The organism is Microbacterium sp. NPDC058062 (assembly GCF_042885375.1).
Classification (GTDB): Bacteria; Actinomycetota; Actinomycetes; order Actinomycetales; family Microbacteriaceae; genus Microbacterium; species Microbacterium trichothecenolyticum_C.
Window position 1 is genome coordinate 587085 of record NZ_JBHVSC010000001.1, and the last position, 25672, is coordinate 612756.

Genomic DNA, 25672 nt, shown 5'->3' on the forward strand with positions numbered 1-25672 from the left:
TCGACATCAAGATAAATTTCTCCCGAACCGTTAGGTCGACCTCACTAGCCGAGGGCTTCGGAGCGGGGGAAGATGGGGATGCCGGACTCCGGCACGATCCCGCCGCCGACGAAGGAGACAGACGTGTCCACGGTTGACAGCTTCGGTGCGAAGAGCACCCTGACGGTCGGCAGCACCGACTACGAGATCTTCCGCGTCGACACGGTCGCGGGCTACGAGAAGCTCCCGTTCAGCCTCAAGGTGCTGCTCGAGAACCTGCTGCGCACCGAGGACGGCGCCAACGTCACCAAGGAGCAGATCCAGGCGCTCGGCTCGTGGAACCCCGACGCGGAGCCCGACACCGAGATCCAGTTCACGCCCGCACGCGTCGTGATGCAGGACTTCACGGGTGTCCCGTGCATCGTCGACCTCGCCACGATGCGTGAGGCCGTCACCGCGCTCGGCGGCGACCCCAGCAGGATCAACCCGCTCTCGCCCGCCGAGATGGTCATCGACCACTCGGTCATCGCCGACCTCTTCGGCCGCGAGGACGCCCTCGAGCGCAACGTCGAGATCGAGTACGAGCGCAACGGCGAGCGGTACCAGTTCCTGCGGTGGGGCCAGACGGCGTTCGACGACTTCAAGGTCGTCCCGCCGGGCACGGGCATCGTGCACCAGGTGAACATCGAGCACCTCGCGAAGGTCATCTACGACCGTCAGGTGAACGGCGTGCTCCGCGCCTACCCCGACACCTGCGTCGGCACCGACTCGCACACCACGATGGTCAACGGCCTCGGCGTGCTCGGCTGGGGCGTCGGCGGCATCGAGGCCGAGGCCGCGATGCTCGGCCAGCCGGTGTCGATGCTCATCCCGCGCGTCGTCGGCTTCAAGCTCACCGGCTCGATCCCGGCCGGCGTCACCGCGACGGACGTCGTGCTCACGATCACCGACATGCTGCGCAAGCACGGCGTCGTCGGCAAGTTCGTCGAGTTCTACGGCGAGGGCGTCGCCTCGGTGCCGCTCGCGAATCGCGCCACCATCGGCAACATGAGCCCCGAGTTCGGCTCGACCGCCGCGATGTTCCCCATCGACGACGTGACCCTCGACTACCTGCGCCTCACCGGCCGCGACGAAGACGCCGTCGCGCTCGTCGAGGCGTACGCGAAGGAGCAGTCGCTCTGGCACGACCCGGCCCGCGAGCTCGTCTTCAGCGAGTACATGGAGCTGGACCTCGGCACGGTCGTGCCGTCGATCGCCGGACCCAAGCGCCCGCAGGACCGCATCCTGCTGTCGGAGGCGAAGTCGCAGTTCGAGAAGGACATCGTGAACTACGCGACGGCCTCGACGAGCGACGACATCGTCGACCTCGAGTCGAAGCACTCGTTCCCGGCATCCGACCCGGGCGCCGTGCCCGGCGAGGAGGCGCCCACGACGCGCCCGGTGCACATCAACAGCGGTGCGCCCGCGACGGCCTCGAAGCCGGTGAAGGTCACCACGCCCGATGGCGAGGCGTACATCCTCGACAACGGCGCGGTGACGCTCGCCGCCATCACGTCGTGCACGAACACGTCCAACCCGTCGGTCATGATCGCCGCGGGCCTGCTCGCCAAGAAGGCGGTCGACAAGGGCCTCAAGCGCAAGCCGTGGGTCAAGACGACGCTGGGCCCGGGCTCGAAGGTCGTCACCGACTACTACGAGAAGTCGGGCCTCGACAAGGCGCTCGAGGGCCTCGACTTCTTCACGGTCGGCTACGGCTGCACGATCTGCATCGGCAACTCGGGCCCACTCATCGAAGAGGTCTCCGAGGCCATCAACGAGAACGACCTCGCCGTCACCGCCGTGCTGTCGGGCAACCGCAACTTCGAGGGCCGCATCAGCCCCGACGTGAAGATGAACTACCTCGCCTCGCCGCCGCTGGTGGTCGCCTACGCGCTGGCCGGCTCGATGAACTTCGACTTCGAGACCGACCCGCTCGGCAAGGACACCGACGGCAACGACGTCTTCCTCAAGGACATCTGGCCGTCGCCGGAAGAGGTCCAGCAGATCATCGACACGTCGATCTCGCGCGAGCAGTTCATCACGCAGTACGCGACGGTCTTCGAGGGCGACGAGCGCTGGAAGAACCTGCCGACGCCCGAGGGCCCCGTGTTCGAGTGGGACGCCGACTCGACGTACGTCCGCAAGGCCCCGTACTTCGACGGCATGTCGATGGATCTGACCCCCGTCGCCGACATCTCGGGCGCCCGAGTGATGGCGACCCTGGGCGACTCGGTCACGACCGACCACATCTCGCCCGCCGGCAACATCAAGGCCGGCACTCCCGCCGCTCAGTACCTCACCGAGCACGGCGTCGCGCAGAAGGACTTCAACTCCTACGGCTCGCGCCGTGGAAACCACGAGGTCATGATCCGCGGCACCTTCGCCAACATCCGCCTCAAGAACGAGCTGGTCTCCGCCGTCAACGACGGCCAGATCGTCGAGGGCGGGTACACGCGCGACTTCACGCAGGAGGGCGGTCCGCAGTCGTACATCTACGACGCGAGCCAGAACTACCAGGAGCAGGGCACCCCGCTCGTCGTGTTCGGCGGCAAGGAGTACGGCTCCGGCTCGTCGCGCGACTGGGCGGCCAAGGGCACGAGCCTGCTGGGTGTGAAGGCGGTCATCACCGAGAGCTTCGAGCGCATCCACCGCTCGAACCTCATCGGCATGGGCGTCGTGCCGCTGCAGTTCCCCGCCGGCGAGAGCTGGAAGTCGCTGGGCCTGGACGGCACCGAGATCGTCTCGATCTCGGGTCTCGAGCAGCTCAACGAGGGCGTCACGCCGAAGACCGTCAAGGTCACGGCCGAGCCCAGCGAGTTCTCGCCCGAGGGCAAGCAGACGGTCGAGTTCGACGCGGTCGTCCGCATCGACACGCCCGGTGAGGCCGACTACTACCGCAACGGCGGCATCCTGCAGTACGTGCTGCGTTCGCTGGTCTGACAGGTGATTCACGGGGGACCGGATGCCGCGGCATCCGGTCCCCCCTTCACGCCCCGGGTAGACTTGCAGGGCCCTTCCGGGGCCGGAAAGGAGCGGGGATGTCGCTGTTGTCGTCCATCACCGGACCCCGCGACCTCGACGCGCTGAGCCTCGATCAGCTCGAGCAGCTCGCGGACGAGATCCGCGGCTTCCTCGTCGAGAACGTCGCACGCACGGGCGGTCACCTCGGCCCCAACCTCGGGGTCGTCGAGCTCACGATCGCGCTGCACCGCGTGTTCGACTCGCCGAACGATCCCATGATCTTCGACACGGGCCACCAGTCCTACGTGCACAAGCTGCTCACCGGGCGCCAGGACTTCACGAAGCTCCGCGCGCGCGAAGGCCTCGCCGGCTACCCGCAGCGCTCCGAGAGCCCGCACGACGTCGTCGAGTCGTCCCACGCCTCCAGTTCGCTGAGCTGGGCGGACGGCGTCTCCCGCGCGCTGACGCGCACCGGGCGCAAGGACCGGCACGTGGTCGCCGTCGTCGGCGACGGCGCGCTCACCGGCGGCATGACGTGGGAGGCGCTCAACAACATCTCCGACGACAACGACCGCAACCTCGTCATCGTCGTCAACGACAACGGACGTTCCTACGCCCCGACCATCGGCGGCATGGCGCGCTACCTCAACCGCGTTCGCACGGCCGACGCGTACCGCAACCTCCACCGCGGCTCCGACACCGTGTTCCGCAAGCTGGGCCCCGCGGCCCGCGCCGTCTACCGGGGCGTCCGCGGCGGCACGCACGGATTCCTGTCACGGTTCACGAACAACGCCGCGCTCTATTCGAACCTCGACATCAAGTACCTCGGCCCGGTGGACGGGCACGACCTGCCGACCCTCATCGAGACCCTCGAGCTCGCCAAGGAGTACGGCGCCCCCGTCATCGTCCACGCGATCACCGAGAAGGGCCGCGGCTACGCGCCGGCGCTCGAGGACGAGGCCGACCAGTTCCACGCCGTCGGAAAGATCGACCCCATCACGGGCGAGGCGCTCGGCGCCGCGGGCGGCACCGCCTGGACCGATGTGTTCGCCGACGAGCTGGTGCATGTGGGCGACGAGCGCGACGACGTCATCGCGATGACCGCGGCCATGCTGCGGCCGACCGGCCTCCTGCCGTTCGCGCAGCGCTTCCCGGACCGCGTCTACGACGTCGGGATCGCCGAGCAGCACGCCGTCGCATCGGCCGCAGGCCTCGCGTTCGGTGGCCTGCACCCGGTCGTCGCCATGTACGCGACGTTCATGAACCGCGCATTCGACCAGGTGCTGATGGATGTCGCGCTCCACCGCGCGGGTGTCACCTTCGTGCTGGACCGCGCCGGCGTCACCGGCCCCGACGGCCCGAGCCACCACGGCATCTGGGACCTCGCGATGCTGCAGATCGTGCCGCACATCCGCATCGCCGTGCCCCGCGACGAGGCGCGACTGCGCGAGGAGCTGCACGAGGCGGTCGCCGTCGAGGACGCCCCCACCGTCATCCGCTTCCCGAAGGGCGGCGTGAGCCCCGAGCTCCCTGCCCTCGAGCGCCTGGAGGACGGCGTGGACGTGCTGGTGCGCTCCGACGCACAGGACGTGCTGCTCGTCGGCATCGGCCCGATGGCGCACATCGCGGTCGATGTCGCCGAGCGTCTGCGCGCGCAGGGCATCGGCGCCACCGTCGTCGACCCGCGCTGGGTGGTCCCCGTGCAGCCGTCGATCATCGAGCTCGCAGCATCCCACCGCCTCGTCATCACGATCGAGGACGGCATCCGGGTGGGCGGCATCGGCACGCGTGTGCGCCAGGTGCTGCGCGAGGCGGGGGTCGACACCGCGGTCGACGAGCTGGGCGTGCCCGACGAGTTCATCGACCACGCGAGTCGCGAGCAGATCCTCGAGGACGCCGGCCTCACCCCGGCGAAGATCGCCCAGGATGTCGTCGCACAGGTGCTGGGCACCCGCATCCCGGTCGCGCGGGGGGCACAGACCTCCGAGATCCCGACGCTGCCGGACCTCGCCCGCAGCCGCGAGGAGCGCGGCTAGAGCGAGGCGTCGTCTGCCGACGCACCGCCCCGGACCGGACCGGCCGAGGGGGACCGCGCGGGCGTGAAAGCATGGGGGCATGACCTCCGCGAACCTCACCCGTGACGAGACCGCGGCCCGATCGAGCACCATCCGTCTGGACACCGTCGAGGTCGACCTCGACGTGCGTGACGCGCGGGATCCGGCGACGCAGACCTTCCCGACCACCGCCACACTGACCTTCGCGGCCGCCGCCGACGCGACGTGGCTGGACTTCCTCGGCGAGTCCGTCGACAGCGTGACGGTCAACGGCGTCGCGCGGGAGGTGCAGTGGGACGGCGCCCGCGTCCGCATCGACGGCCTCGCTGCGCACAATGTCGTGACCGTACGGGGACGCGGCCGGTACAGCACGTCGGGCGAAGGACTTCACCGCTTCCGCGACCCGGTCGACGGCGAGGTCTACCTGTACACGCAGTACGAGCCCGCCGACGCGCGGCGCGTGTACCCCGTCTTCGAGCAGCCCGACATGAAGGCGCGGTGGCGGTTCACGGTGAACGCGCCGTCCGGCTGGCAGATCCTCTCGAACGGAGCGGAGACCGCGCGCGAGGACCTCGCCGGCGGTGTGCGCGTCGAATTCGCCGAGACCCTGCCGCTGTCGAGCTACATCACGGCCGTCGCCGCGGGGCCCTATCACCGGGTCGATGGCGAGTGGCGCAGCGACGACCGCGCCGTGCCGCTCGGCGTCCTCTGCCGGGCCTCGCTGGCACCGCACCTCGACGCCGACGAGATCCTGGACATCACCCGGCGCGGCCTGGAGTTCTTCGAGCCCGCGTTCGCCTACCCGTACCCGTGGGGCAAGTACGACCAGATCTTCGTGCCCGAGTACAACCTCGGCGCCATGGAGAACCCGGGCCTGGTGACTTTCACCGAGGCCTACGTCTTCCGTGGTGCCTCGACGGCGGCGCAGCACGAGGGCCGTGCGAACACGATCCTGCACGAGATGGCGCACATGTGGTTCGGCGACCTGGTGACCATGCGCTGGTGGGACGACCTGTGGCTGAAGGAGTCCTTCGCGGACTTCATGGGCGCCCACGCCGCCGTGGCCGCCGGTGGCTTCCCTGACGCCTGGGTGACCTTCGCCAGCCGCCGCAAGGGCTGGGCGTACGTGCAGGACCAGCTGCCGACCACGCATCCGATCGTCGCCGACATCCCCGACCTCGAGGCCGCCAAGCTCAACTTCGACGGCATCACGTACGCCAAGGGCGCGTCGGTGCTCAAGCAGCTCGTGGCCTTCGTGGGGGAGGACGCGTTCTTCCGCGGCGCGCAGCGCTACTTCGCCGACCACGCCTTCGGCAACACCACGCTGCCCGACCTGCTGTCGGCGCTCGAGGCGGAATCGGGACGCGACCTGACGACGTGGAGCCGCGCGTGGCTGCAGACCAGCGGCGTGTCGGAGATCGCGATCGAACGCGGCGACGCCGGGGACCTGGTGCTGACGCAGACCGATCCGCGCCCGCACCGGCTGACCTGCGGGCTCTTCACCGTCAGCGACAGACGTCTCGTGCGGCGGGGCACGCTGCAGGTCGACGCCGTCGACCCTCGCACACCCCTGGAGGGCGCGACGGCCGCGGGGATCGATCTCGTGCTCGCCAACGTCGACGATCGCACCTACGCGAAGGTGAGCCTCGACGCAGCGTCGACCGACGCGGTCGCGGCGCACCTGTCGTCGATCGAGGATCCCGTCGCCCGTGCGGTGATCTGGGCGGCCCTGTGGAACTCCACGCGGGACGGGAACCTGCCTGTCACACGATTCGTCGAGATCGCGGGCGATCACGGCACCCGCGAGACGAACATCGCGCTGACCACGGACGCGATCACCCACGCCGCCGTCGCGATCGGGCGCTACGCGGCGCCCGACGCGCGCACTCCGCTCGCGGAGGCCTGGCTCGACACGTGCTGGGCAGCGGTGTGGGCCGCCGACCCCGGCTCGGACGCCCAGCTGGCCTGGGCCCGCGCCCTCGGCGGCGCCGCGGCGCGGTCCGCGAACCTCGCAACGGAGATCCGGGCCATGCTGGCAGGCACCGCGGCAGCACCTGCGGGGCTCGCCCTCGACCCGGATCTGCGCTGGGCGTGGCTCGTCGCGCTGGCAGCCACGGGGCACGCGTCGGCTGAGGACGCGGACGCCGAACTCGCGAGCGATCCGTCGGCACAGGGACACATCGCGCACCGGACCGTGCTGGCCGCGCGGCCGGACGCCGCCGTGCGTGAGGCGGCCTGGTACGCGGCCTGGGACGACGAGAGCCTGACCAACGACCACCTCGCGGCGACCATCGCCGGCGTGCGCGCGGGCGACCGCCGTGACCTCATCGCCGACTTCGACGACGAGTACTTCGCCCGGATCCGACCGACGTGGGCCGCCCGCAGCATCGAGATCGCACGACGGCTCGTGGTCGGGCTCTTCCCCGCCGCCGAGTCCCTCGACCAGGTCGATGCGTGGCTGACGCAGAATCAGGATGCTCCGGCCGCGCTCCGCCGCCTGGTGATCGAGCAGCGGGACGGCCTCGCGCGCGATCTCCGCGTGCGCGCCGCGCAGCCGGCGGCTCACTGAGGAGCGGAACCCTCCTGCAACGCAGGCGACCCCGGGCACACGCCCGGGGTCGCCTTGTCGGTGGACGTCAGCTCGCGATGCCCTTGATCACCGGGTGGTGGAAGGTGTCGCCGAAGGCGCGGTCGGACGCGCCCTCGCGGTCGAGGTACGGCGACGCACCGCCGTCGATGAACGGCCAGCCCGCGCCGAGGATGAGGCACAGGTCGATGTCCTCGACCTCGGGGACCACGCCCTCGTCGAGCATGAGCTTGATCTCCTGCGCGAGGCCGTCCTGCACGCGGCGGAGGATCTCGGCGGCGGGGGCCGGCGACGAGCCCACCGCGGGCTTGAGGACCTTCTCGGCGGCCTTGGTCCAGCCGGTCACGCCGCCGCCCTTGTCCTTCTCGACGACCTCGCCGAGCTCCGCGAGCGCGTGGAAGTTCTCGTTCGCGTAGAAGCGGTCGGGGAAGGCGTGCACCATCGTGTCCTGCACGTGCGCGGCGACCTTCCAGCCGACGAGGTCGATGAGCTGGAACGGACCCATCGGCAGCCCGAGGGGAGCGAACGCCTTCTCGACGTCGGTGACCGGTGTGCCCTCGTAGACGGCGCGCGCGGCCTCGCCCATGACCTTGGCCAGCAGGCGGTTGACCACGAAGCCCGGCGCGTCGGCGGTGAGCACCGCGTTCTTGCCGAGGTTCTTCGCGACGACGAACGCCGTCGAGAGCGCGGCATCCGAGGTCTGCGGCGTCTTCACGATCTCGATGAGCGGCATGACCGCGACCGGGTTGAAGAAGTGGAAGCCGACGAGACGCTCCGGGTGGGTGAGCTTCGCGCCGATCTCCTCGACCGACAGCGACGAGGTGTTGGTCGCGAGGATCGCGTCCTCGGCGATGATCTGCTCGATCTCGCCGAACACCTGCTGCTTCACGTCGACCTCTTCGAAGACCGCCTCGATGACGAAGTCGCAGTCCGCGTAGAGGCTCTTGTCGGTCGTGCCGGTGACCAGGGCGCGCAGCTTGTTGGCGGAGTCGCCGTCGAGGCGCCCCTTCGCCTCGAGCTTGCCGATCTCGTCGTGGATGTACGCCACGCCCTTGTCGACGCGCGCCTGGTCGAGGTCGGTGATCAGCACCGGCACCTGCAGCTTGCGCACGAACAGCAGCGCGAACTGGCTCGCCATGAGACCGGCGCCGATGATGCCGACCTTGGTGACCTTCTTCGCGAGCTCCTTGTCGGGGGCGCCGACCGGACGCTTGGCGCGCTTCTGCACCAGATCGAAGGCATACATGGATGCCGCGAACTGGTCGCCCGTGACGAGCTCGGCGAGAGCCTCGTCCTCGCGTGCGAAGCCCTCGGCCTTCGAACCGTTCCGCGCCTTGTCGAGGAGGTCCAGTGCCACGTACGGGGACTTCGGCACGGTGCCGATCTTCGACTCGAGCATGCCGCGAGCCATCTTGACGGCGATCGGCCACTTGGTGAGACGCTCGATCTTGCCCGGCTCGTTCTTGCGGTCGACCTTGATCTTCCCGCCGAGGACGCCGTCGGCCCATGCCAGCGAGTCCTCGAGGTAGTTCGCGGCCGGGAAGATCGCGTCGACGATGCCGTAGTCGAACGCCTGCTGCGGCTTCAGCATGCGGTTCTGCTTCAGCGGGTTCGAGATCACGACCTCGAGCGCGTTCTCGATGCCGATGAGGTTCGGCAGCAGGTAGGCGCCGCCCCAGCCGGGGATGATGCCGAGGAACACCTCGGGAAGCGCGATCGCGGCGGCCGAGGCATCCACCGTCCGGTAGGTGCTGTTGAGCGCGATCTCGAGACCGCCGCCGAGCGCGAGCCCGTTGACGAAGGCGAACGTGGGCACCCCCAGCTCGGAGAGCTGGCCGAACACCTTGTGGCCGAGCTGCGCCACCATGCGGGCGTTGTCCTTCGAGCCGACCTTGCTGATGTCGCTGAGGTCGGCGCCGGCCGCGAGGATGTACTGCTTGCCGGTGATGCCGACCGCGTGGATCTCGCCGGCGGCCGCGCGCGCCTTCAGCGCGTCCAGCGTCTCGCCGAGCTGGAACATCGTGGCCGGGCCGAGCGTGTTCGGGCGCGTGTGGTCTCGTCCGTTGTCGAGGGTGACGAGGGCCAGCACCTTGCCCGAGCGCAGGCGGATGTCGCGCACCCGCGAGTGCGTCATCACCTCGCCCTCCGTCATGGCGAGGATGGGGGAGAAGTCGATGTCGTCGTAGTTCGTCATTCGTGCTTACTTCCGCTTCTTGCCGTCGAAGTACGGGTTCTCCCAGATGACCGAGCCGCCCTGGCCGAGGCCGACGCACATCGCGGTCAGGCCGTAGCGCACGTCGGGGCGCTCGGCGAACTGGGCCGCGAGCTGGATCATCAGGCGCACGCCGGAGGCCGCGAGCGGGTGGCCGAGCGCGATGGCGCCACCCCACTGGTTGACGCGGGGGTCGTCGTCGGCGATGCCGAAGTGGTCGAGCAGCGAGATCACCTGGATGGCGAACGCCTCGTTCAGCTCGAACAGGCCGATGTCGCCGATGGTCAGGCCGGCCTTCTTGAGGGCCTTCTCGGTCGACGGGATCGGGCCGATGCCCATGATCTCGGGCTGCACGCCGGCGAAGGCGAACGACACGAGCTTCATCTTGGGCTTCAGGCCCAGCTCCTTGACCGCCCCGCCGCCGGCGAGCAGCGACATCGTCGCACCGTCGGTGAGCGGCGACGACGTGCCCGCCGTCACACGGCCGTGCGGGCGGAACGGCGTCTTCAGACCTGCGAGGTCCTCCATCGTGGTCTGCGGGCGGCGGCCCTCGTCCTCGGTGGCGAGACCCCAGGAGCCGTCGGCGTCCTTCGCGGCGACCGACACGAGGTCGGGCTGGATCTTGCCGGCGTCGTACGCCGCCTGCGCCTTCTGCTGGCTGAGCATGCCGTAGCGGTCCGAGCGCTCCTTGGTGAAGTGCGGGAACCGGTCGAAGATGCGCTCGGCGGTGACGCCCATGTTGAGCGCACCCGGGTCCACCATCTTCTCGGCGACGAAGCGAGGGTTCGGATCGGCGTTGCCGCCGATCGGGTGGTGTCCCATGTGCTCGACGCCGCCGGCGAGGGCGACGTCGTACATCCCGATGCCGATGGAGCCCGCCATCGTGGTGACGCTCGTCATGGCGCCCGCGCACATGCGGTCGATCGCGAAGCCCGGAACGGTCTGCGGGAGCCCGGCGAGGATCGCGACGCTGCGGCCGAGGGTCAGCCCCTGGTCACCGGTCTGGCTGGTCGCGGCGATGGCGACATCGTCGATGCGGTCCCGGGGAACGCCCGGGTTGCGCTCCATGAGCCCGATCGTCGCCTTGACGGCGAGGTCGTCCGCGCGGGTGTTCCAGTACATGCCTTTCTCGCCGGCGCGCCCGAACGGGGTGCGCATGCCATCGACGAAGAAGACGTCCGAAATCTCGGCCACTCTGCCTCCAAAAGTAGGGATGTCGCCAGCCTAGGAGGGCGCGTGGAGCGGTCGGAATCGGGTGGGGGAAACCTACGAAGCCGTTTCCGACGCCTCCGACACGGCTTGCACGGAATCCACAAAGGCATCGGCGATCACCTGTGAGGTCTGCGCAATCTGCCAGGATCGTGCGCCCAACGCGGCCAGGGCTTCGCCGATGGATGCCGCGGTCAGCGGGTGCGGGGGAGTCCAGGCGACACGCCGCAGCAGCTCCGGCGTGAGGAGGTTCTCGGTCGGCATGTGGAGCTCCTCCGCCCGCTGCTCCACGACGGGACGAGCCGCCTTGAGACGGGCATCGGCCTCGGGGTTGCGATCGGCCCACGCCCGCGGCGGCGGCAGCGTGTCGCCGCCGGTGGCGCGTTCCAGCGGGAGCTGCGTGACGGCGCGTCCGGCTTCGATCGCCGCCCACCACCGATCCAGCTGCGACCGGCTCGCACGGCCGGTGAAGTCCTTGACGGCCGCGAGGGCGCTCTTCGACGCGGGATCCGCGAGGACGGCCGCGACCAGGGCGCGGTCCGGGACGAGGCGGCCGGGCGCGACATCCTCCTCCCTCGCGTACTCCTCGCGGGCGGTCCACAGTTCGCGGGCCACCGCCAGGGCCTTGCGGCCTCGCACCGTGTGCAGGCCCGAGAGGCGGCGCCACGGCTCCTCCCGCGGCGGCTTGGGCTCGCGCTCGAGCACGGCGCGGAACTCCTCCGCGGCGAACTCGGTCTTGCCCTGCTCCACGAGCTCTGCGACCAGCTTGTCGCGCACATCGACGAGGTGCTCGACGTCGAGCGCCGCGTACTCGAGCCACGACTGGGGGAGCGGTCGCGTGGACCAGTCCGATGCGGAGTGGGCCTTCGCGAGCGTGATGCCCAGCGTGTCCTCGACGACGGCGCCGAGGCCCACCCGCTCATGACCGAGGAGGCGGGCGGCGAGCTCGGTGTCGAAGATGGACGCCGGTTCGAGCCCGATCTCCCGCAGCGACGGCAGGTCCTGGCTCGCCGCGTGCAGCACCCACTCCTCGGCGCCAATGGCGTCCTCGAGGGCGCGGAAGTCGCCGATCGGCGGAGGGTCGAAGAGGAACACGCCCGCACCGCGCCGGTACACCTGCACCAGGTACGCCCGCTGCGAGTAGCGGAACCCCGAGGCGCGCTCGACGTCGACGGCGACGGGACCCTCCCCGTCTGCCAGGCGCCGCGCGACCTCTCCGACGCGCGCGACCTCGTCGATCACGTCGTATTCAGCCACGTGGCGACCTGTGCGAACCGAGCATCGCGATCCCTTCCGAGCCGGGCGGGAGCCCGGCCAGCATGCATACCAACTCCGCCCATGCTTCCACGTGCGGAGCGATCGCGCCTTCCGGGGACCAGGATGCGCGCAGTTCTATCTGCGCGCCGTCGCCCTCCGCGGCCAGTGCGCCGAACCCCTTGGAGAGGGTCTTCGTCGCTGTGCCGGAGGCTGAATGGAAAGCGGCGCGTCGTGATTCGAGCGCGTCGGTGAGCCAGGTCCACGCGACGTCTGCGAGCAGCGGGTCGACGCCGATCTCGGGCTCGAGCGGAGCCTGGGCGAAGCACACGATGCGCCACGGCCCGTTCCACGGCGCCGGCTCCTCCGGGTCGTGCAGGAGGACCAGCCGGCCCGTGCCGTACGGCGAGTCCGTGGCGTCGGGTTCGGGGCGGACGTCGCCCGCGATGGCGAACGCGTTCGGAGCGAGACCCTGCGGCGCGGCGATCTCACGGACGGTGAGGTCGTCGCGGAAGGAGATCGCCCGCACCGCCTCGGCGGCCTGCTCGAAAGAGCCCGGTGCCGCCGGGGGACGCTGCTCACTCACGCGGACAGACTAGAGTGATGCCTCGATGGTCGCCTCCAGGCGCGCCGCATGGGACGGCGCACGCAGTTACCCGGGAGGGCCGAAGGCTCTCACTCCTCGCCGTAGGCGCAGGACGCCCGCCCTCGTCGCCGGTGTGAAGGCCGCGCTCACGGTGCTGAGCGTGGCCCTGGCCGCCGTGCTCGGAGCGCTCGCGGCGGGCTCCGTCGTGATGGCGCGGAAGGTCGTGACGCCGGCGCGCCGGCAGGCCGACACGCGCATCCTGGCGCTCGACACGGCCGCGCAGACGATCACGCTGTCGCGCACGGCCGACACCGAGCTGCCCGGTCGCTACGGCCTCTTCACGAGCGGCACGTCCGACTACATCAAGCTCGGTTCGGTGCTCTCGGAGGACGCCTCCAGCGTCAAGCGCAAGCTGCTCACGCACGTCGCCGCCGACGCGAGCCTCGCTCCCGAGGCTGCGTTCAGCGGCTGGTACTACGACCACCCCGAGCAGCTGCACCTGCCCTTCACCCCCGAGCTCATCGGCTCGACGGTCGGGCCGTGCCCGGCGTGGCTGTTCCCGGCGGGCGAGGGCAACACCTGGGTCATCCAGGTGCACGGCCGCGGCACCACGCGCGCCGAGTGCCTGCGGGCGGTGCCGGTGTTCCACGGCCTCGGCATCACCTCGCTGGTCGTGTCGTACCGCAACGACGGCGAGGCGCCCCGCAGCCGCAACGGCACGTATGCGCTGGGTGCCACGGAGTGGCGCGACGTCGACGCGGCGGTCGGATTCGCACGGCGCCGCGGTGCACGCAGGATCATCGTCATGGGCTGGTCGATGGGCGGCGCGATCGCGCTGCAGCTCGCCCTCAACTCGGCGCACGGCGACGCCATCGCGGGCCTCATCCTCGAGTCGCCGGTCGTCGACTGGCGGATCGTGCTCGACTACCAGGCCAAGGCGGAGCGGGTCCCGGGCGCGGTCAGCCGACTCGCGATCGAGGCGCTGCAGGCCGAGTGGGCGTCGCCGCTGACCCGCACCGGCGCGGCCATCCGCCTCGATCAGCTCGACGTCGTCGCGCGGGCCGCCGAGCTCCGGCATCCGATCCTCATCCTCCACAGCGACGACGACGGATTCGTGCCGTCGGATGCGTCGCACGCGCTCGTCGCCGCCCGTCCGGATCTGGTCGAGATGCAGGTGTTCGAGGTGGCGCGGCACACGAAGCTCTGGAACTACGACCAGGAGCGCTGGAGCGCCAGCATCGGCACGTGGCTCGCCGCCCACGGGATCGTCGCGGACTGACGAGCCCGGTTCGGCGTCAGACCGCGGTCTTGGCGCGCACCTGACGCTGGGCGCGAAGCAGCATCCCCGTCATGCCGGAGATGCGCAGCGGCGACACGACCCGGGTCAGCCCCAGCGTCTGCGGGAAGTCGCCGGGCACCGCGAGCACCTCGGCGGCCGTGAGGCCGGTGAGACCCTGCGCCAGGATGCTCGCGAAGCCGCGGGTCGTCGGCGCCTCCGGCGGAGCCGTCGCGTGCATCGCGACAGTCCCGTCGGCGTCGACGTCGATGACGATGAAGACCGGGGACTGGCACTCGACCACCCGCTCGTACAGCTCGGGGTGACCCTCGTACTCCGCGGGCACCGGAGGCAGCTCGTAGGAGTACTCGAGCAGCAGCTGCAGCCGATCGGGCTCGGGCAGCTCGAGGAACTCGTCGCGGATCTCGGCGAGACGGTCGGGCAGTGCGGTGTCGGTCATCCCCGCCATTTTCTCATGCGTGGATGCTGCGGCTCAGCGAGCGGGCGCTTCGCCCGGCTCCGCACCCGCCACGATCGGCACGCGCACGGCGCTGCCCCACTCGGTCCACGAGCCGTCGTAGTTGCGGACGTCCTCGAAACCGAGGAGGTGCTTCAGCACGAACCACGTGTGGCTCGACCGCTCGCCGATGCGGCAGTAGGCGACGATCGCGTCGCCGTCCGCGAGCCCGACCTCGCCGCGGTAGATGGCGTCCAGCTCGGCGCGGGGCTTGAAGCCGTCGTCCTCGGCGACCGCGCGCGCCCACGGCACGCTCTGCGCCGACGGGATGTGCCCGCCGCGCAGGGCACCCTCCTCGGGGTACGCCGGTGCCGACGTGCGGGAGCCGTCGTACTCCTCCGGGGAGCGCACGTCGATGAGCGGTCCGTTGCCGAGGTGCGCGAGCACGTCGTCCTTGTAGGCCCGCAGCGCGGAGTCGTCGCGCTCGACGACCGGGTAGTCGGTCGGCGCGGGGGTCGAGGCATCCGTCGTGATCGGCCGCCCCTCGGCGATCCACTTGTCTCGTCCGCCGTCCAGGAGGCGCACATCCTCATGTCCGAACAGGGAGAACACCCACAGCGCGTAGGCGGCCCACCAGTTGTTCTTGTCGCCGTAGATGACGACGGTGTCGTCGCGCGAGATGCCCTTGCGGCTGAGGAGCTCGGCGAAGCCCTCGCCGTCGACGTAGTCGCGCACGACGGGGTCGTTGAGCTCGGTGTGCCAGTCCACCTTGACGGCGCCGGGGATGTGGCCGGTCTCGTACAGCAGCACGTCCTCATCGGATTCGACCACGACGAGGCCCGGCTCGCCGAGGCGCGCCTGGAGCCAGTCGCCCGTCACGAGCCGCCCCGGCTCGGAGTACTCGGCGAACTTCTCGGACGAGGTGTCGGTCTCGACGGTCATGGGAACTCCTGGATCGGGTGCGAGGGCTCCGGCTGCTGTCATCCCGCGTCAAGCGAGGACGGGCGTGCACGGCTGACGGTTAGGGTTGAACCGTCGCCTCCGACCCTAGATTCCCGGGCGGGGCGACACACCACTTCTGTAAGACTCCGTCACAGGCCCTCTGTACGATTCCGAAGCAGGATCCGCATGACCGTCTCCACCACCCGCACCGGCGTCGTCCACCTCGCGGAGCGCACTCCGCAGCTCGCCGGCGCCGAGATGGTCGCCGCACTCGTTCCGCCGCCCCAGTTCGCCGACGCGACGTTCGACACGTACCGCGCCGACCCCGCCTATCCCTCGCAGCAGGGCGCGAAGGATCTGCTCCAGGCCTTCTCGGGCGCCGCCGCGCCGGTCAAGGGCGGCCTGTTCCGGCGCGCCAAGCGCCCGGAGCTCAAGCCCGGCGTCTATCTCGACGGCGGCTTCGGCGTCGGCAAGACCCACCTCCTCGCGTCCGTGTATCACGCGATGCCCGCCCGCAGGAAGTACTTCGGATCCTTCATCGAGTACACCGCACTCGTCGGCGCGCTCGGCTACCAGAACACCGTCGAGCTCTTCCGGGGCGCCGACCTGCTCTGCATCGACGAGTTCGAGCTGGACGACCCGGGCGACACGATGGTCATGACACGCCTGCTCGCCGAGCTCGTGGGCTCGGGGACGCGGCTGGCCGCGACATCCAACACCCCTCCCAATGCACTCGGCGAGGGGCGGTTCGCCGCGCAGGACTTCCTCCGCGAGATCCACGCGATGGCCTCGAGCTTCCAGACGATCCGCATCGACGGCACCGACTTCCGCCACCGCGCGGTCGACGGGCACGCCGTCGTGCTCGGGAAGCCGCAGTACGAGGCGGCGATCGCGGATGCCGCGGCGACCGGCCTCGCGTCGGACGACACGTTCGACGCGCTCGTCGCCCACCTCGCGCACGTGCACCCGTCCCGGTACATCCGCCTCATCGAGGATCTGTCGCTCGTGGGACTGCGAGATGTGGCGCCGTTCACCGACCAGTCGGCGGCCCTGCGGTTCGTCGCCTTCATCGACCGCGTCTACGACGCCCAGCTGCCCATCCGCGCGACGGGCTCGTCGCTCGACCTCGTCTTCCCCGAGGAGATGCTGGCCGGCGGGTACCGCAAGAAGTACCTGCGCGCCGTCTCGCGCCTGGTGGCGTCCACCCTCGCGTGATGCACCCGGTCGACCGGCGCCTCTTCGCGGCAGGCTCTCGCCCCGCCGAAATCTGATGTTTACATCACAGGGGTCGACGTAACCATCGCGAAACACGGTACGCACGGCGGGTGAAACCGGCCCTCGCAAAACTGTGGTCAGCACAAGGCGGACACCCGTGACGCCTCGTGGACATGTCACTGACCCGATGCGAGGTATCACCCCATGGACGCACCCGGCAACATCGCCTGGGCGGTCACCGCAACCGCCCTAGTCCTTCTCATGACGCCCGGTGTGGCGTTCTTCTACGGCGGTCTCGTCAAGGCCAAGTCCGTCGTCAGCATGATGATGATGAGCTTCGGCGCGCTGGGACTGGTCGGCGTGCTCTGGATCCTCTACGGCGCCAACATGAGCGTCGTCGACGGCACCTGGAGCTTCGCCGGCAACCCGTTCAGCGACTTCGGCCTCTCGGGCCTGTCGACCGGCGAGGGCGCGAACGTGGGCCTCCTGGGCACCGCGTACGGCGCGACGTTCGCGATCATCACGGTCGCCCTGATCTCGGGCGCGATCGCCGACCGCGCGAAGTTCGGCGCGTGGATGATCTTCGCGGGCCTGTTCGCCACCCTCGTCTACTTCCCGGTCGCGGCCTGGGTGTGGGGCGGCGGCTGGATCTACAACCTCGGCACGACGATGTTCGGCGAGGAGAGCGGCGTGGCCGTGATCGACTACGCCGGCGGCACCGCGGTGCACATCAACGCGGGTGCCGCGGCCCTCGCGCTCGCTCTGGTGCTCGGCAAGCGCATCGGCTTCCAGAAGGGCATCCTCAAGCCCCACAACGTGCCGCTGACGCTCCTCGGCGCCGCGCTGCTGTGGTTCGGCTGGTTCGGCTTCAACGGCGGCGCGGAGTGGCTGTCGGAGGACATGGGCAACGTCGGCCTCATCACGATCAACACGCTGGGTGCGACCGCCGCGGCCGTCATCGGCTGGATCGTCGTCGAGAAGTTCAAGGACGGCAAGCCCACGTCGGTGGGTGCCGCCTCGGGTGCGGTCGCCGGTCTCGTCGCGATCACCCCCGCGTGTGCCAACCTGACCCCGGGCTGGGCGCTCCTGCTCGGCGTGCTCGTCGGCGCGATCTGCGCCCTGGCCATCGAGCTCAAGTTCAAGCTCGGCTTCGACGACTCGCTCGACGTGGTCGGCATCCACCTCGTCGGCGGCCTCTTCGGAACGATCTACCTCGGCTTCTTCGCGACCGAGACCGGCCTCTTCCTCGGCGGCGGTCCCGACCAGCTGATCGTCCAGGTGATCGCCGCCGTCGGCGTCCTGCTCTACTCGTTCATCGTCGCCTTCGTCATCGGCTTCGTGATCGAGAAGACGATCGGCTTCCGCGTCAAGAACGAGGACGAGCTGGCCGGCGTCGACACCGTCGTGCACGGCGAGGAGGGCTACCTCCTGGACGAGCGCGTCTGATCCTGACGGATCCCCCGGATCCGAAGGCGCCGTGGCAATGCCACGGCGCCTTCGCCGTGTCCGGGCGTTGGCTAGGGTGACGATGTGACACAGCGAACCGGGCTGCGAGGCATCCTGAGCGGCATCTTCCGGCCCCGCCGGACGGCGGTGCCCTCCAGGATCGCACCAGGACCCGAGGAGGGCCGGAGCGGGCCGACGGCGACCGTGGAGGTCGCACCCCCCGGCAGGGGAGCGCTGCGGATCACCTACGCACCCGATCACGACGGCGACCCGGATGCCGGCGAGATCATCTGGACCTGGGTGCCGTACGCCGAGAACGACGGCCGCGGAAAGGACCGCCCGCTCCTCGTGATCGCGCGCCAGAGCGCCGACCGCGTCTACGCGGTCCGGCTCACCAGCAAGCCGCACGACGGCGACCGGGACTTCCTCGCACTGGGCACCGGGGAGTGGGACGCGCAGGGCCGGCCGTCGTGGATCGACATCGAGCAGCTCTACAGCGTGCATCGCGAGGGCATGCGGCGCGAGGCATCCGCTCTCGACCTGAACCGGTTCGTGCGCGTGGCCGACGCGCTCCACCGCCGCTACGGCTGGGACGTCGGCAACTGACGCAAGAAGACCCGATCACTTTCGTGACCGGGTCTTCTGTGGTGGTGGGCGATACCAGACTCGAACTGATGACCTCTTCCGTGTGAAGGAAGCGCGCTACCAACTGCGCCAATCGCCCGTTCCCCGAGGGGGACGAGTAACAACCTTACCGGATGCCGGAGCGTGCCTCGAACCACATCGGCGAGACACGCGCGGGGTGCACGCGGTTTTGCAGGACGCTCAGGATCGGTTAGAGTCTTTCAAGTGCCCGGGTGAACAAGCCGGAAACAAAATGCGGATGTAGCGCAGTTGGTAGCGCATCACCTTGCCAAGGTGAGGGTCGCGAGTTCGAGTCTCGTCATCCGCTCGAGTGCAGGGACCTCTTTACGAAGAGGTCACGGCACGTGGGGTCAAACCACACGCGGTGGCGTGGCCGAGCGGCTAGGCACCGGCCTGCAAAGCCGTTTACACGGGTTCGAATCCCGTCGCCACCTCCACTCGAATTGAATAGCCCTTCACGGGCGCGATTGGCGCAGCGGTAGCGCGCTTCCCTGACACGGAAGAGGTCACTGGTTCGATCCCAGTATCGCGCACCACAAGACCCGCGGAATTCCGCGGGTCTTCTTGGTTTCAGGAACCCGCGGGCAACATCTGGGCAATACCGGAGAGGGTGCCCATCCATGGCCGCCACCGCGACGGAAGCCGTCAACTTCATCACCACGAGCACGGGCCGGGTGAGGCTCGTCTGCCAGGTCTGCGGGAAGCTGAGCCGGTCTCTGGCGAGCGCCTGCCTGGCTGATCTGCCGGACGGGTGGAGCATGGCACCCTACGCCGACGGCTACGCACACCCGGACGGGTCGACGGGCGACCTGTTCCGGTGCCCGACGTGCGACAAGCGTCGAGACTTCCCTATCTCGCCGCGGGAGTACATGAAGCCGGTCGACGTCGTCACCGTCATCTAGCATCGGACCTGACCACAACAGGAAAGCGCCCCCCACCCGAGAGGCAACTCGGATGAGGGGCTTTGAACACCGCTATGGAGGTAGCAATGTCCAATCAAGATGTTACGAGCACGAACCCGGCCGCTGGATACACGCCGGACCCGTTTTATGCGGCAGTTCGTCGGAACATCCGCGCGGTCATGGTCGACCGGGGGATCACCCAGCGCAGCCTCGCGAACAGCACAGGGATGCCTTTGAGCACCCTCAGCAAGAAGTTGCGAGGGGTTATCGAGTCGTGGTCTGCGGCAGACTTCCATGCTGTGTACCGCGCGTTCGACGAGCAGGACCGGCCGCGCTTGTTTGTCGACCTTCCGCGCGTCGTCAAGGCCTGACCTACGCTCAGGGAACCCGCTTTCGCCCCCGCGACCGGTTGGACTGCTGCCAAGGGTCGCGGGGGCGGCTCAGCTTCGCCCGTCCCAGTCGGATGCCCTGCTGCGCTTGACGTGCGCGCGAGCTGGCTGTTCCCAGATATCCACCGGATCCGGTCGAAGTGCCGCCATCACCTCGGGAAGCGCGAACCGAAGGGAAGTCGCTGCGTTCTACTTGTCAGTGTCCACGCGAGAGCTTGACATGTTGCGTAACCGCGTGTCATGAGGGCCGGCGCGAACTCAATACGAAGCGGGGTTCCGTCAACCATGTGCCCGGTTCTACCAGGCGAGCCTGAAGTGCTGGATTGCACCCGGCTCAGCGACCCCGCTGTTGCCTCCACCGCTCCTGCTGTTCGATCCAACTGGATCCTTCCCCGATGCGCTCGGGGAGGTCGTCGAAATAACGATCGAGCTCGGCGATGTCGAACAGGACGGTGGTGCCGCGCTTCTTCGCGGCGATGCGGTTGTTGCGCATCTCGTCGCGCAGCACCCACTCGGAGAGGCCAAGGTATTGGGCGGCTTCCTTTACTGAGTAGCCGCGCTTAGCTGGGCGGTTGGATGCTGGTCGCTCGACGTGCTCCGATGGTGTGGGCATGGTCGGAACGTAGTCCAGTATTGCTCAATGGAATGGTGATGAGTCGTGTGGTGGTGTCGCTCTGGACACCCGCGCGCGGCGTGTCCGGTGTCCGTTGAGACACCGCCAGACGCCGATTGTTACGGGTGTTTAGGTCACCCGGACGTCGAATGAGTCAGGGGCGACGTCGAGAGTGACTGCGATGTACTCGCGCGCGGCGGCAGTTGTTCCCTCGAGCGACCTCGCCTGAGTGATTCCGTCAAGTTCGGGGACCGCCACCGCCCACCAGTCTTGATCGCGAGTGACCACCACGTCGTACGTCTTCATGATGGCTCGACGCTACTCCTCACCCCAGCTCGCTAGGGGACCGCCTGACGGGCCGTGCGCGCTCAGGAACGCCATGTGGACGCGATAGCAAGCGTGGCGGAGCGTCGTGGACCATCCGAGCAGTTCATCGCCGCACAGCGCCTTGTAGCGAACCTCGGCTCCGTTTCGTACCCGTCGCAGTTCGATGCGCCCGTACTCGTGCCCCATCGGGTCGATCATCCGCCAGGTACCAGTCGGACCTTCAACGGCAGCTTGGATCGGGTTCCAGTCGGCCATCGGATCCTTCCTCCGGCCGAGGATTACAGGCTACGCCGACGCCACCGACATCGTTACGCCTTGCGGGCTGCGCGCTCTTCGCGGAGCTTCCGCCGGCGCTCTTCTCGCTCACGGAGCATCGTGAGCTGTTCGTCTGTGACGATCCTCCAGCTTTGATCAGACCTGTCCCAGATCACGTGCTCGCTCTTCAGTGGCCCGAGCGCGGTCAGGACTTTGCGGTCGATCGCCCAGTTGCCGTTGTGATTCTTGTACGACCATTCCTCGCCGAACTCTTCGCGGATGCGCCGGACGACTCGACTCTGATACGTCCGCCGCTGACCATTGGTCTGGATCTCAGCGATGATCGACTGCGCGATGTCCAGTGGTGTGATCAGTTGCTCATTCCCCATGGGCGTGAGCATATCGGCAGGTCGGAGGGCGAAACGCAGAGACGCCCCGCGTCCCACCCGAAGGTGAGACGCGGGGCGTTCGATGCAAGCTGCGTTCGATAGTTAGGTCAGCAGTGCGGGATATGCCGCGATCATGGCCGTTCGCACCAGGGCGATGTCGGCGTCGCTGAGGGCGGTCGGGTAGGTGATGACCTCAGCCACGTCGAGCATGGAGAAGTTCGCCGGGGTTCCGTTCGCGCCCAAGCGGAGGGCAGTGCCCCAGATGCCGGCCGCGGTCGCCGTGGCCTTGACGCCGTCGATGATGAGGCGGGCGTCGCTGGCAGTCGCGACCGCCGCGACCAGTCGCCACGTGTTGTCGAGCTTCGTCGGGTTGTTGACGGCCGCTCCCGGGTTGATGACCGTGCCGGTGGTCCCGTTTCGGTTGATCGACACTCCGGTGCCGGATGCGTAGATCGTCGTTCCCGTGTCGGTCGCCCGTCCGCGCGCGACCATGATGACGGTCGCCACGTCACCTGACGGCACCGACGTCGACCGGATCGTGTCGTTGCCGCCGTCGTGCTGGAGGTACTTCCGCCCGTCTGCGAGGGCTTTGACCGTGGGTCCGTTGGTGGCAGAGAGAGCGAGACCGCCGACGTAGTCGGTCCAACTGAGGCAGGCCGCGTCGACCGCGGGCAGGATCTCGTACGGCGTCCAGCGGTGCGTGTAGCCGACGACGCCTGCCGAGTGGTGAACGATCGGCAGCGCTGCGTTGTTGAGCGTGAAGGGTGAAGTGGTGATGAGCATCAGACGCGAACCTCTCGAGTCCAGTCGGACGTGCCGACTTCGTTGGTAGTACGGGCACGGACCCACACCGGGTCGGTGGCGGTCGCGGTGGTCGCGGCCAGAGTGATGATCGGGCCGTCGAGCGTCAGCGATGTCCACGACGATCCCGAGTTGGTGGACACCTCGACCGCGTACGCGGTCACCCGGCAGGGCGGCGCGTCCCACTCGATGCTGACGGCGGTGCCCGAGCGGCTCACGCGCACGTTCTGGGGCGGCACGGGCGTAGAGGTGGCGACGTTGAGGCGGGCGCGCAGGAGGCCGCTGGCGGCCATGACGCGGGCTCGCTGGGCCTGCCCCTGTGGTGACCAGTGGATGCGAGAGTTGAGGTACTCCTGCATGTTGGGTGGCCCCCACACGTAGGACGTGCGCTGCACACGGCGCGGGGTATCCAGTAGCGCGGCGTTGATCGCGATGGTGCCCGCGCCGCCGTCCCAGATGGTCTCCGGGGTCATCGAGCCGATGATGAACGGCAGCTTGGAGTCGCCCAGATCGATACGCGCCTGAGCGATCAGGTCGTCAAGCGCAGTCGCGTACTGCGACTGCGTCATCGCGCCGCGGTCCGATTCGCCCTGGGACCACAGCACCGCCACGATCCGTGCGCCGACACCCGCCGCCGCGAGAGCGGCCTGGGTGCGCGAGATCATCCGGTTGTAGAGGTTCACGTTCGCGGTCGTGTTGGTGCGCGACCAGGACCACGTCTGACCCTCATTGCTGGTCTCGGTGAAGCCAGTGGAGCCCATCGCGGTCGGAACGATCAGCACCCGCCGACCGGGTACACGCTGGACATACTCACGCGCGAACTCGTTGCCGATCCACGGGACCGCGGCTGCGGCGACGGTGCTGTAGGCGCCAAGGGTTGCGTCCCACTGCAACACGCGAGAGTCGACGTCCGAGACGGTCTCGGGGAGGCTTGATCGCTCGGTGGCGTTGGACTGACCGGCGACCACCACGATGTCGATGGGGTAGGCGGCCGGGGTGGCGGCCATCCGTCCGGCCCACTCATTGAGCACGGCCTGCGGGACCAGCCCGTTGCGATCCTGCACGAGCTGGCCGGCGCGACGGGTGGCCGGGTCGAAGGTCGCCGCCCAACCGAACTCGTCGGAGGTGATCTCCTGCACACGGATGCCGCTGGTTCCAAGCTCGATGCCACCAGGAATGATGCGCCGACCATCCGCGCCGAGCGCCTGGAACACCCGGCCCGTCGCGTCGCGGTCCATCCCGACCCAGTCGCTCGTGTTGAACTCCGCGCGAACCTCCGGGATCGCCGGGTCCGTCTTGACCACGAAATCCAGCCCAGCAGCTGCGGCATCGACCGCGTCCTGCACCGTACTGGACGACGCCAGCGCATCCTCCACCAGCGGGGGAACCGCGACCTCGACTGCTCCATCTATCGTGGCGTTTAGCTCGGGTTCAGACAGACGCCCGTTGGTAATGATCTCATCGTGCTCGTTGCTCTTGGAGGCGAGGTCTCGGTGGTGCTGGGAGTGACCACCCTGCCCCGGGTTGACGTTCTCGTTGATTGCCATGTAGTTCCTTTTCTTGTTCGTTCTTGTGAGTCGTGCGTATGACGCCAGCGCGCACCCGCGGGCGGCGACTGGCCGAGCGGGTGCGCGCTGTTCACGTGGGGTAGCCGGGGTGCTCGCGGGCCGGGGAGGATCCGACCCACCGCGCGGGGGCTTTAGGGCGTGTATCCGGGAAGGACGTATCCGCCGCCCTCGAGCTGACTCCAGATCGCGTATCGCTGCTGCCGCGCTAGCGTGCCCGCGAACGCCTCCTCCCAGTCGTTCGCCTCAGCCACGACCTCGACCGGCCCGGCCTCCACGATTCCTCGGAGGGAGATCTTCTCGTGGCGGATCGTGGCATGGACGCGTTCGAGGCTGAGCGCCTGCACGATGCTGCACTCGAGGTCCGGGCGCAGCATCAGATGCTGCTCAGCCCAGTCGAGACTGTCCCACCACGACCAGCGAGGTTCGATACGCGGATCCTGCACCCGATAGATGGTTCCCGAGTAGTCGGGGGTCGTGGATCCGAGCGTGACGGTGATCTCGGGAGGTGCGGCAGGATTGGGGAGTTGTCGGACGATGGCTTCGATGTATCCGACTGTCTGGAACTCCGTTCGCCACCATCCTTCTCCGAGCCGTTCGGCCGGGGATAGGCCATCGTTCGGGGCAAGCCACTCCTGGATCAACTCGCCCGCACGCTCTTCAGCGCGCTCTTCGGCCACCCGGGTCATCTCCCGAACACGGTGACGTGCTCCGGTTGCACGGATCGCCACGTCCCCTGCACGGGGCCGTGGTCGACGATCTCGAGGCCATCGGTGTCCACGATCCACTCATCGTGGGGGAGGATCGCGAGGACACTGTCACCCGGAACCTGGCAACTGTACAGATTCGGGGTCCCTGCGCTCAGCGGAAGCTTGTTCTGTGCGTAATCAATCACGACGGTCAACTGCGACGACCAATGCATACGCCGCTCGCGGCCCGGGGCTGCTGCACGGAACAGCGTGACAGGTTCCCGCGGTCGCGTGTCAGCAAAGCTGATCACCCGAAGCACCGTATCCACGCCGTTCAGAATCCCGAGCTCGTCGTTGGCTCGGAAGAATCCGACCCCGCGCAGCAACTCAGGGATATCCAGTTCCCGATCCTGCGGGGCCTGCAGACTGTGATTGGCGATCGCCTCCACAATTGACCACGCCATACGTTCCTTGGGCGTCATCGACGATCCCACGGTGGTCAGCAGAGATCCCATAATCTCGCTCAGCCCCGACGCCTCGGTCCATTCGAGAAGCGCATCCGTTTCCGCCTTACCCGGACGAAACTGTTCAATGCTCACGTGCAATTCCTCTCTAGGGTTGTTCGGGCCCACGCCAGCGCGCGCCGCTCTGCGCTCTCGATGAAGCCCACTCGTCATCGGTCAGCGGCCGGTTGAGCGGCACCCATGCACCGGTCGCATCCGCACCGGTCTGGCGGGGATGGGTAGTCGGGGTTGTCGCGGTAGAACTCGCGAAGGCGCTCTCCGTGTTGTTCAGGTGGCACTGCCCGCAGAAGGTTCTGTTCGTTGAACACCTCGGAGCGCCGTCGAGGTCGGGGCTGAGCGGCTGCGGGGATTGGAGA

23 protein-coding genes and 4 tRNA genes are annotated in these 25672 nt (G+C 68.7%); 12 read left to right on the forward strand and 15 right to left on the reverse strand.

Going from position 1 to position 25672, the window contains the following annotated elements; translation table 11 throughout:
- The first annotated feature begins 123 nt into the window (after nucleotides 1-123).
- The 3 genes from acnA (at nucleotide 124) to pepN (ending at nucleotide 7602) form a co-directional block, all read left to right on the forward strand.
- Nucleotides 124-2958 (forward strand): aconitate hydratase AcnA, encoded by a 2835-nt coding sequence (gene acnA / locus ACFVSU_RS02505; protein WP_387137555.1) that lies wholly within the window; start codon nucleotides 124-126, stop codon nucleotides 2956-2958.
- 98 nt (nucleotides 2959-3056) lie between these two features.
- A complete protein-coding gene (gene dxs / locus ACFVSU_RS02510) occupies nucleotides 3057-5015 on the forward strand; it encodes a 1-deoxy-D-xylulose-5-phosphate synthase (protein ID WP_387137558.1) in 1959 nt (652 codons plus the stop codon).
- Nucleotides 5016-5094: 79 nt separating this feature from the next.
- Complete coding sequence (gene pepN / locus ACFVSU_RS02515; protein WP_387137561.1) at nucleotides 5095-7602, forward strand: aminopeptidase N; 2508 nt, start codon at nucleotides 5095-5097, stop codon at nucleotides 7600-7602.
- Nucleotides 7603-7669: 67 nt separating this feature from the next.
- On the opposite strand, the gene ACFVSU_RS02520 is transcribed toward pepN, so the two are convergent.
- The 4 genes from ACFVSU_RS02520 to ACFVSU_RS02535 all read right to left on the reverse strand — a co-directional run bounded on the left by ACFVSU_RS02520 (nucleotide 7670) and on the right by ACFVSU_RS02535 (nucleotide 12881).
- Nucleotides 7670-9814 (reverse strand): 3-hydroxyacyl-CoA dehydrogenase NAD-binding domain-containing protein, encoded by a 2145-nt coding sequence (locus tag ACFVSU_RS02520; protein ID WP_387137564.1) that lies wholly within the window; start codon nucleotides 9812-9814, stop codon nucleotides 7670-7672.
- Nucleotides 9815-9820: 6 nt separating this feature from the next.
- The gene (locus ACFVSU_RS02525; RefSeq protein ID WP_387137567.1) at nucleotides 9821-11026 is read right to left on the reverse strand and encodes a thiolase family protein; all 1206 of its coding nucleotides are present in this window, start codon (nucleotides 11024-11026) and stop codon (nucleotides 9821-9823) included.
- 72 nt (nucleotides 11027-11098) lie between these two features.
- Complete coding sequence (locus ACFVSU_RS02530) at nucleotides 11099-12298, reverse strand: ribonuclease D (RefSeq protein WP_387137569.1); 1200 nt, start codon at nucleotides 12296-12298, stop codon at nucleotides 11099-11101.
- Nucleotides 12291-12881, reverse strand: a complete 591-nt coding sequence (locus tag ACFVSU_RS02535; protein WP_387137572.1) for a DUF3000 domain-containing protein — start codon at nucleotides 12879-12881, stop codon at nucleotides 12291-12293. Before ACFVSU_RS02535 ends, ACFVSU_RS02530 begins: the two co-directional genes overlap by 8 nt.
- 25 nt (nucleotides 12882-12906) lie before the next feature.
- Here ACFVSU_RS02535 and ACFVSU_RS02540 point away from each other — a divergent pair, with 25 nt between their 5' ends.
- A complete protein-coding gene (locus ACFVSU_RS02540; protein ID WP_387137575.1) occupies nucleotides 12907-14160 on the forward strand; it encodes an alpha/beta hydrolase family protein in 1254 nt (417 codons plus the stop codon).
- 16 nt (nucleotides 14161-14176) lie between these two features.
- Here the strand turns inward: ACFVSU_RS02540 and ACFVSU_RS02545 are convergent, their stop codons facing one another.
- Together ACFVSU_RS02545 and ACFVSU_RS02550 are read right to left on the reverse strand one after the other, a co-directional pair.
- The gene (locus ACFVSU_RS02545) at nucleotides 14177-14617 is read right to left on the reverse strand and encodes a SufE family protein (protein WP_387137578.1); all 441 of its coding nucleotides are present in this window, start codon (nucleotides 14615-14617) and stop codon (nucleotides 14177-14179) included.
- A gap of 33 nt (nucleotides 14618-14650) precedes the next feature.
- Nucleotides 14651-15556: a sulfurtransferase gene (locus tag ACFVSU_RS02550; protein ID WP_387137581.1), complete on the reverse strand. Its 906-nt coding sequence runs from the start codon at nucleotides 15554-15556 to the stop codon at nucleotides 14651-14653.
- A gap of 186 nt (nucleotides 15557-15742) precedes the next feature.
- Between ACFVSU_RS02550 and zapE the strand changes: the two genes are divergently transcribed.
- The 3 genes from zapE to ACFVSU_RS02565 all read left to right on the forward strand — a co-directional run bounded on the left by zapE (nucleotide 15743) and on the right by ACFVSU_RS02565 (nucleotide 18823).
- On the forward strand, nucleotides 15743-16771 hold the full coding sequence (gene zapE, locus ACFVSU_RS02555) for a cell division protein ZapE (RefSeq protein ID WP_387137583.1): 1029 nt from the start codon (nucleotides 15743-15745) through the stop codon (nucleotides 16769-16771).
- Between the two features lie 204 nt (nucleotides 16772-16975).
- Complete coding sequence (locus ACFVSU_RS02560) at nucleotides 16976-18217, forward strand: ammonium transporter (protein WP_387137586.1); 1242 nt, start codon at nucleotides 16976-16978, stop codon at nucleotides 18215-18217.
- Between the two features lie 84 nt (nucleotides 18218-18301).
- Nucleotides 18302-18823, forward strand: a complete 522-nt coding sequence (locus ACFVSU_RS02565) for a type II toxin-antitoxin system PemK/MazF family toxin (RefSeq protein ID WP_387137589.1) — start codon at nucleotides 18302-18304, stop codon at nucleotides 18821-18823.
- Between the two features lie 42 nt (nucleotides 18824-18865).
- On the opposite strand, the gene ACFVSU_RS02570 is transcribed toward ACFVSU_RS02565, so the two are convergent.
- A tRNA-Val gene (locus ACFVSU_RS02570) sits at nucleotides 18866-18941 on the reverse strand.
- Between the two features lie 155 nt (nucleotides 18942-19096).
- Here ACFVSU_RS02570 and ACFVSU_RS02575 point away from each other — a divergent pair.
- The 5 genes from ACFVSU_RS02575 to ACFVSU_RS02595 all read left to right on the forward strand — a co-directional run bounded on the left by ACFVSU_RS02575 (nucleotide 19097) and on the right by ACFVSU_RS02595 (nucleotide 20135).
- A tRNA-Gly gene (locus ACFVSU_RS02575) sits at nucleotides 19097-19169 on the forward strand.
- Between the two features lie 56 nt (nucleotides 19170-19225).
- A tRNA-Cys gene (locus tag ACFVSU_RS02580) sits at nucleotides 19226-19299 on the forward strand.
- Between the two features lie 24 nt (nucleotides 19300-19323).
- Nucleotides 19324-19398: transfer RNA gene (locus ACFVSU_RS02585), tRNA-Val, on the forward strand.
- 84 nt (nucleotides 19399-19482) lie between these two features.
- Complete coding sequence (locus ACFVSU_RS02590) at nucleotides 19483-19764, forward strand: hypothetical protein (protein ID WP_387137592.1); 282 nt, start codon at nucleotides 19483-19485, stop codon at nucleotides 19762-19764.
- A gap of 86 nt (nucleotides 19765-19850) precedes the next feature.
- The gene (locus tag ACFVSU_RS02595; RefSeq protein WP_387137595.1) at nucleotides 19851-20135 is read left to right on the forward strand and encodes a helix-turn-helix domain-containing protein; all 285 of its coding nucleotides are present in this window, start codon (nucleotides 19851-19853) and stop codon (nucleotides 20133-20135) included.
- A gap of 352 nt (nucleotides 20136-20487) precedes the next feature.
- On the opposite strand, the gene ACFVSU_RS02600 is transcribed toward ACFVSU_RS02595, so the two are convergent.
- From ACFVSU_RS02600 to ACFVSU_RS02635, 8 genes are all read right to left on the reverse strand, one after another.
- A complete protein-coding gene (locus ACFVSU_RS02600) occupies nucleotides 20488-20766 on the reverse strand; it encodes a helix-turn-helix domain-containing protein (RefSeq protein WP_387137598.1) in 279 nt (92 codons plus the stop codon).
- Between the two features lie 129 nt (nucleotides 20767-20895).
- Nucleotides 20896-21072: a hypothetical protein gene (locus ACFVSU_RS02605; protein WP_387137601.1), complete on the reverse strand. Its 177-nt coding sequence runs from the start codon at nucleotides 21070-21072 to the stop codon at nucleotides 20896-20898.
- A gap of 12 nt (nucleotides 21073-21084) precedes the next feature.
- Entirely contained in the window at nucleotides 21085-21348 is a 264-nt protein-coding gene (locus tag ACFVSU_RS02610; protein ID WP_387137604.1) for a hypothetical protein, read from the reverse strand.
- 53 nt (nucleotides 21349-21401) lie between these two features.
- Nucleotides 21402-21737, reverse strand: a complete 336-nt coding sequence (locus ACFVSU_RS02615; protein ID WP_387137607.1) for a DUF6953 family protein — start codon at nucleotides 21735-21737, stop codon at nucleotides 21402-21404.
- Between the two features lie 102 nt (nucleotides 21738-21839).
- Nucleotides 21840-22520: a hypothetical protein gene (locus ACFVSU_RS02620; protein ID WP_387137610.1), complete on the reverse strand. Its 681-nt coding sequence runs from the start codon at nucleotides 22518-22520 to the stop codon at nucleotides 21840-21842.
- On the reverse strand, nucleotides 22520-24085 hold the full coding sequence (locus ACFVSU_RS02625) for a sialate O-acetylesterase (protein WP_387137613.1): 1566 nt from the start codon (nucleotides 24083-24085) through the stop codon (nucleotides 22520-22522). The genes ACFVSU_RS02620 and ACFVSU_RS02625 overlap by 1 nt, the downstream gene beginning before the upstream one ends.
- 152 nt (nucleotides 24086-24237) lie before the next feature.
- On the reverse strand, nucleotides 24238-24480 hold the full coding sequence (locus ACFVSU_RS02630; protein WP_387137616.1) for a hypothetical protein: 243 nt from the start codon (nucleotides 24478-24480) through the stop codon (nucleotides 24238-24240).
- Nucleotides 24481-24788: 308 nt separating this feature from the next.
- Complete coding sequence (locus ACFVSU_RS02635; RefSeq protein ID WP_387137619.1) at nucleotides 24789-25391, reverse strand: hypothetical protein; 603 nt, start codon at nucleotides 25389-25391, stop codon at nucleotides 24789-24791.
- Between the last annotated feature and the right edge of the window lie 281 nt (nucleotides 25392-25672).

Excerpts from the sequence above, each read along its gene's own strand:
- ACFVSU_RS02590 (WP_387137592.1), top strand. The coding sequence starts at position 19,483 with ATGGCCGCCACCGCGACGGAAGCCGTCAACTTCATCACCACGAGCACG.
- ACFVSU_RS02610 (WP_387137604.1), bottom strand. The coding sequence starts at position 21,348 with ATGGCCGACTGGAACCCGATCCAAGCTGCCGTTGAAGGTCCGACTGGT.
- ACFVSU_RS02540 (WP_387137575.1), top strand. The coding sequence starts at position 12,907 with ATGGTCGCCTCCAGGCGCGCCGCATGGGACGGCGCACGCAGTTACCCG.
- ACFVSU_RS02630 (WP_387137616.1), bottom strand. The coding sequence starts at position 24,480 with ATGCTGCGCCCGGACCTCGAGTGCAGCATCGTGCAGGCGCTCAGCCTC.
- ACFVSU_RS02605 (WP_387137601.1), bottom strand. The coding sequence starts at position 21,072 with ATGAAGACGTACGACGTGGTGGTCACTCGCGATCAAGACTGGTGGGCG.
- ACFVSU_RS02595 (WP_387137595.1), top strand. The coding sequence starts at position 19,851 with ATGTCCAATCAAGATGTTACGAGCACGAACCCGGCCGCTGGATACACG.
- ACFVSU_RS02550 (WP_387137581.1), bottom strand. The coding sequence starts at position 15,556 with ATGACCGTCGAGACCGACACCTCGTCCGAGAAGTTCGCCGAGTACTCC.
- ACFVSU_RS02600 (WP_387137598.1), bottom strand. The coding sequence starts at position 20,766 with ATGCCCACACCATCGGAGCACGTCGAGCGACCAGCATCCAACCGCCCA.
- zapE (WP_387137583.1), top strand. The coding sequence starts at position 15,743 with ATGACCGTCTCCACCACCCGCACCGGCGTCGTCCACCTCGCGGAGCGC.
- ACFVSU_RS02615 (WP_387137607.1), bottom strand. The coding sequence starts at position 21,737 with ATGGGGAATGAGCAACTGATCACACCACTGGACATCGCGCAGTCGATC.
- pepN (WP_387137561.1), top strand. The coding sequence starts at position 5,095 with ATGACCTCCGCGAACCTCACCCGTGACGAGACCGCGGCCCGATCGAGC.
- ACFVSU_RS02620 (WP_387137610.1), bottom strand. The coding sequence starts at position 22,520 with ATGCTCATCACCACTTCACCCTTCACGCTCAACAACGCAGCGCTGCCG.
- ACFVSU_RS02545 (WP_387137578.1), bottom strand. The coding sequence starts at position 14,617 with ATGACCGACACCGCACTGCCCGACCGTCTCGCCGAGATCCGCGACGAG.
- ACFVSU_RS02625 (WP_387137613.1), bottom strand. The coding sequence starts at position 24,085 with ATGGCAATCAACGAGAACGTCAACCCGGGGCAGGGTGGTCACTCCCAG.
- dxs (WP_387137558.1), top strand. The coding sequence starts at position 3,057 with ATGTCGCTGTTGTCGTCCATCACCGGACCCCGCGACCTCGACGCGCTG.
- ACFVSU_RS02560 (WP_387137586.1), top strand. The coding sequence starts at position 16,976 with ATGGACGCACCCGGCAACATCGCCTGGGCGGTCACCGCAACCGCCCTA.
- ACFVSU_RS02520 (WP_387137564.1), bottom strand. The coding sequence starts at position 9,814 with ATGACGAACTACGACGACATCGACTTCTCCCCCATCCTCGCCATGACG.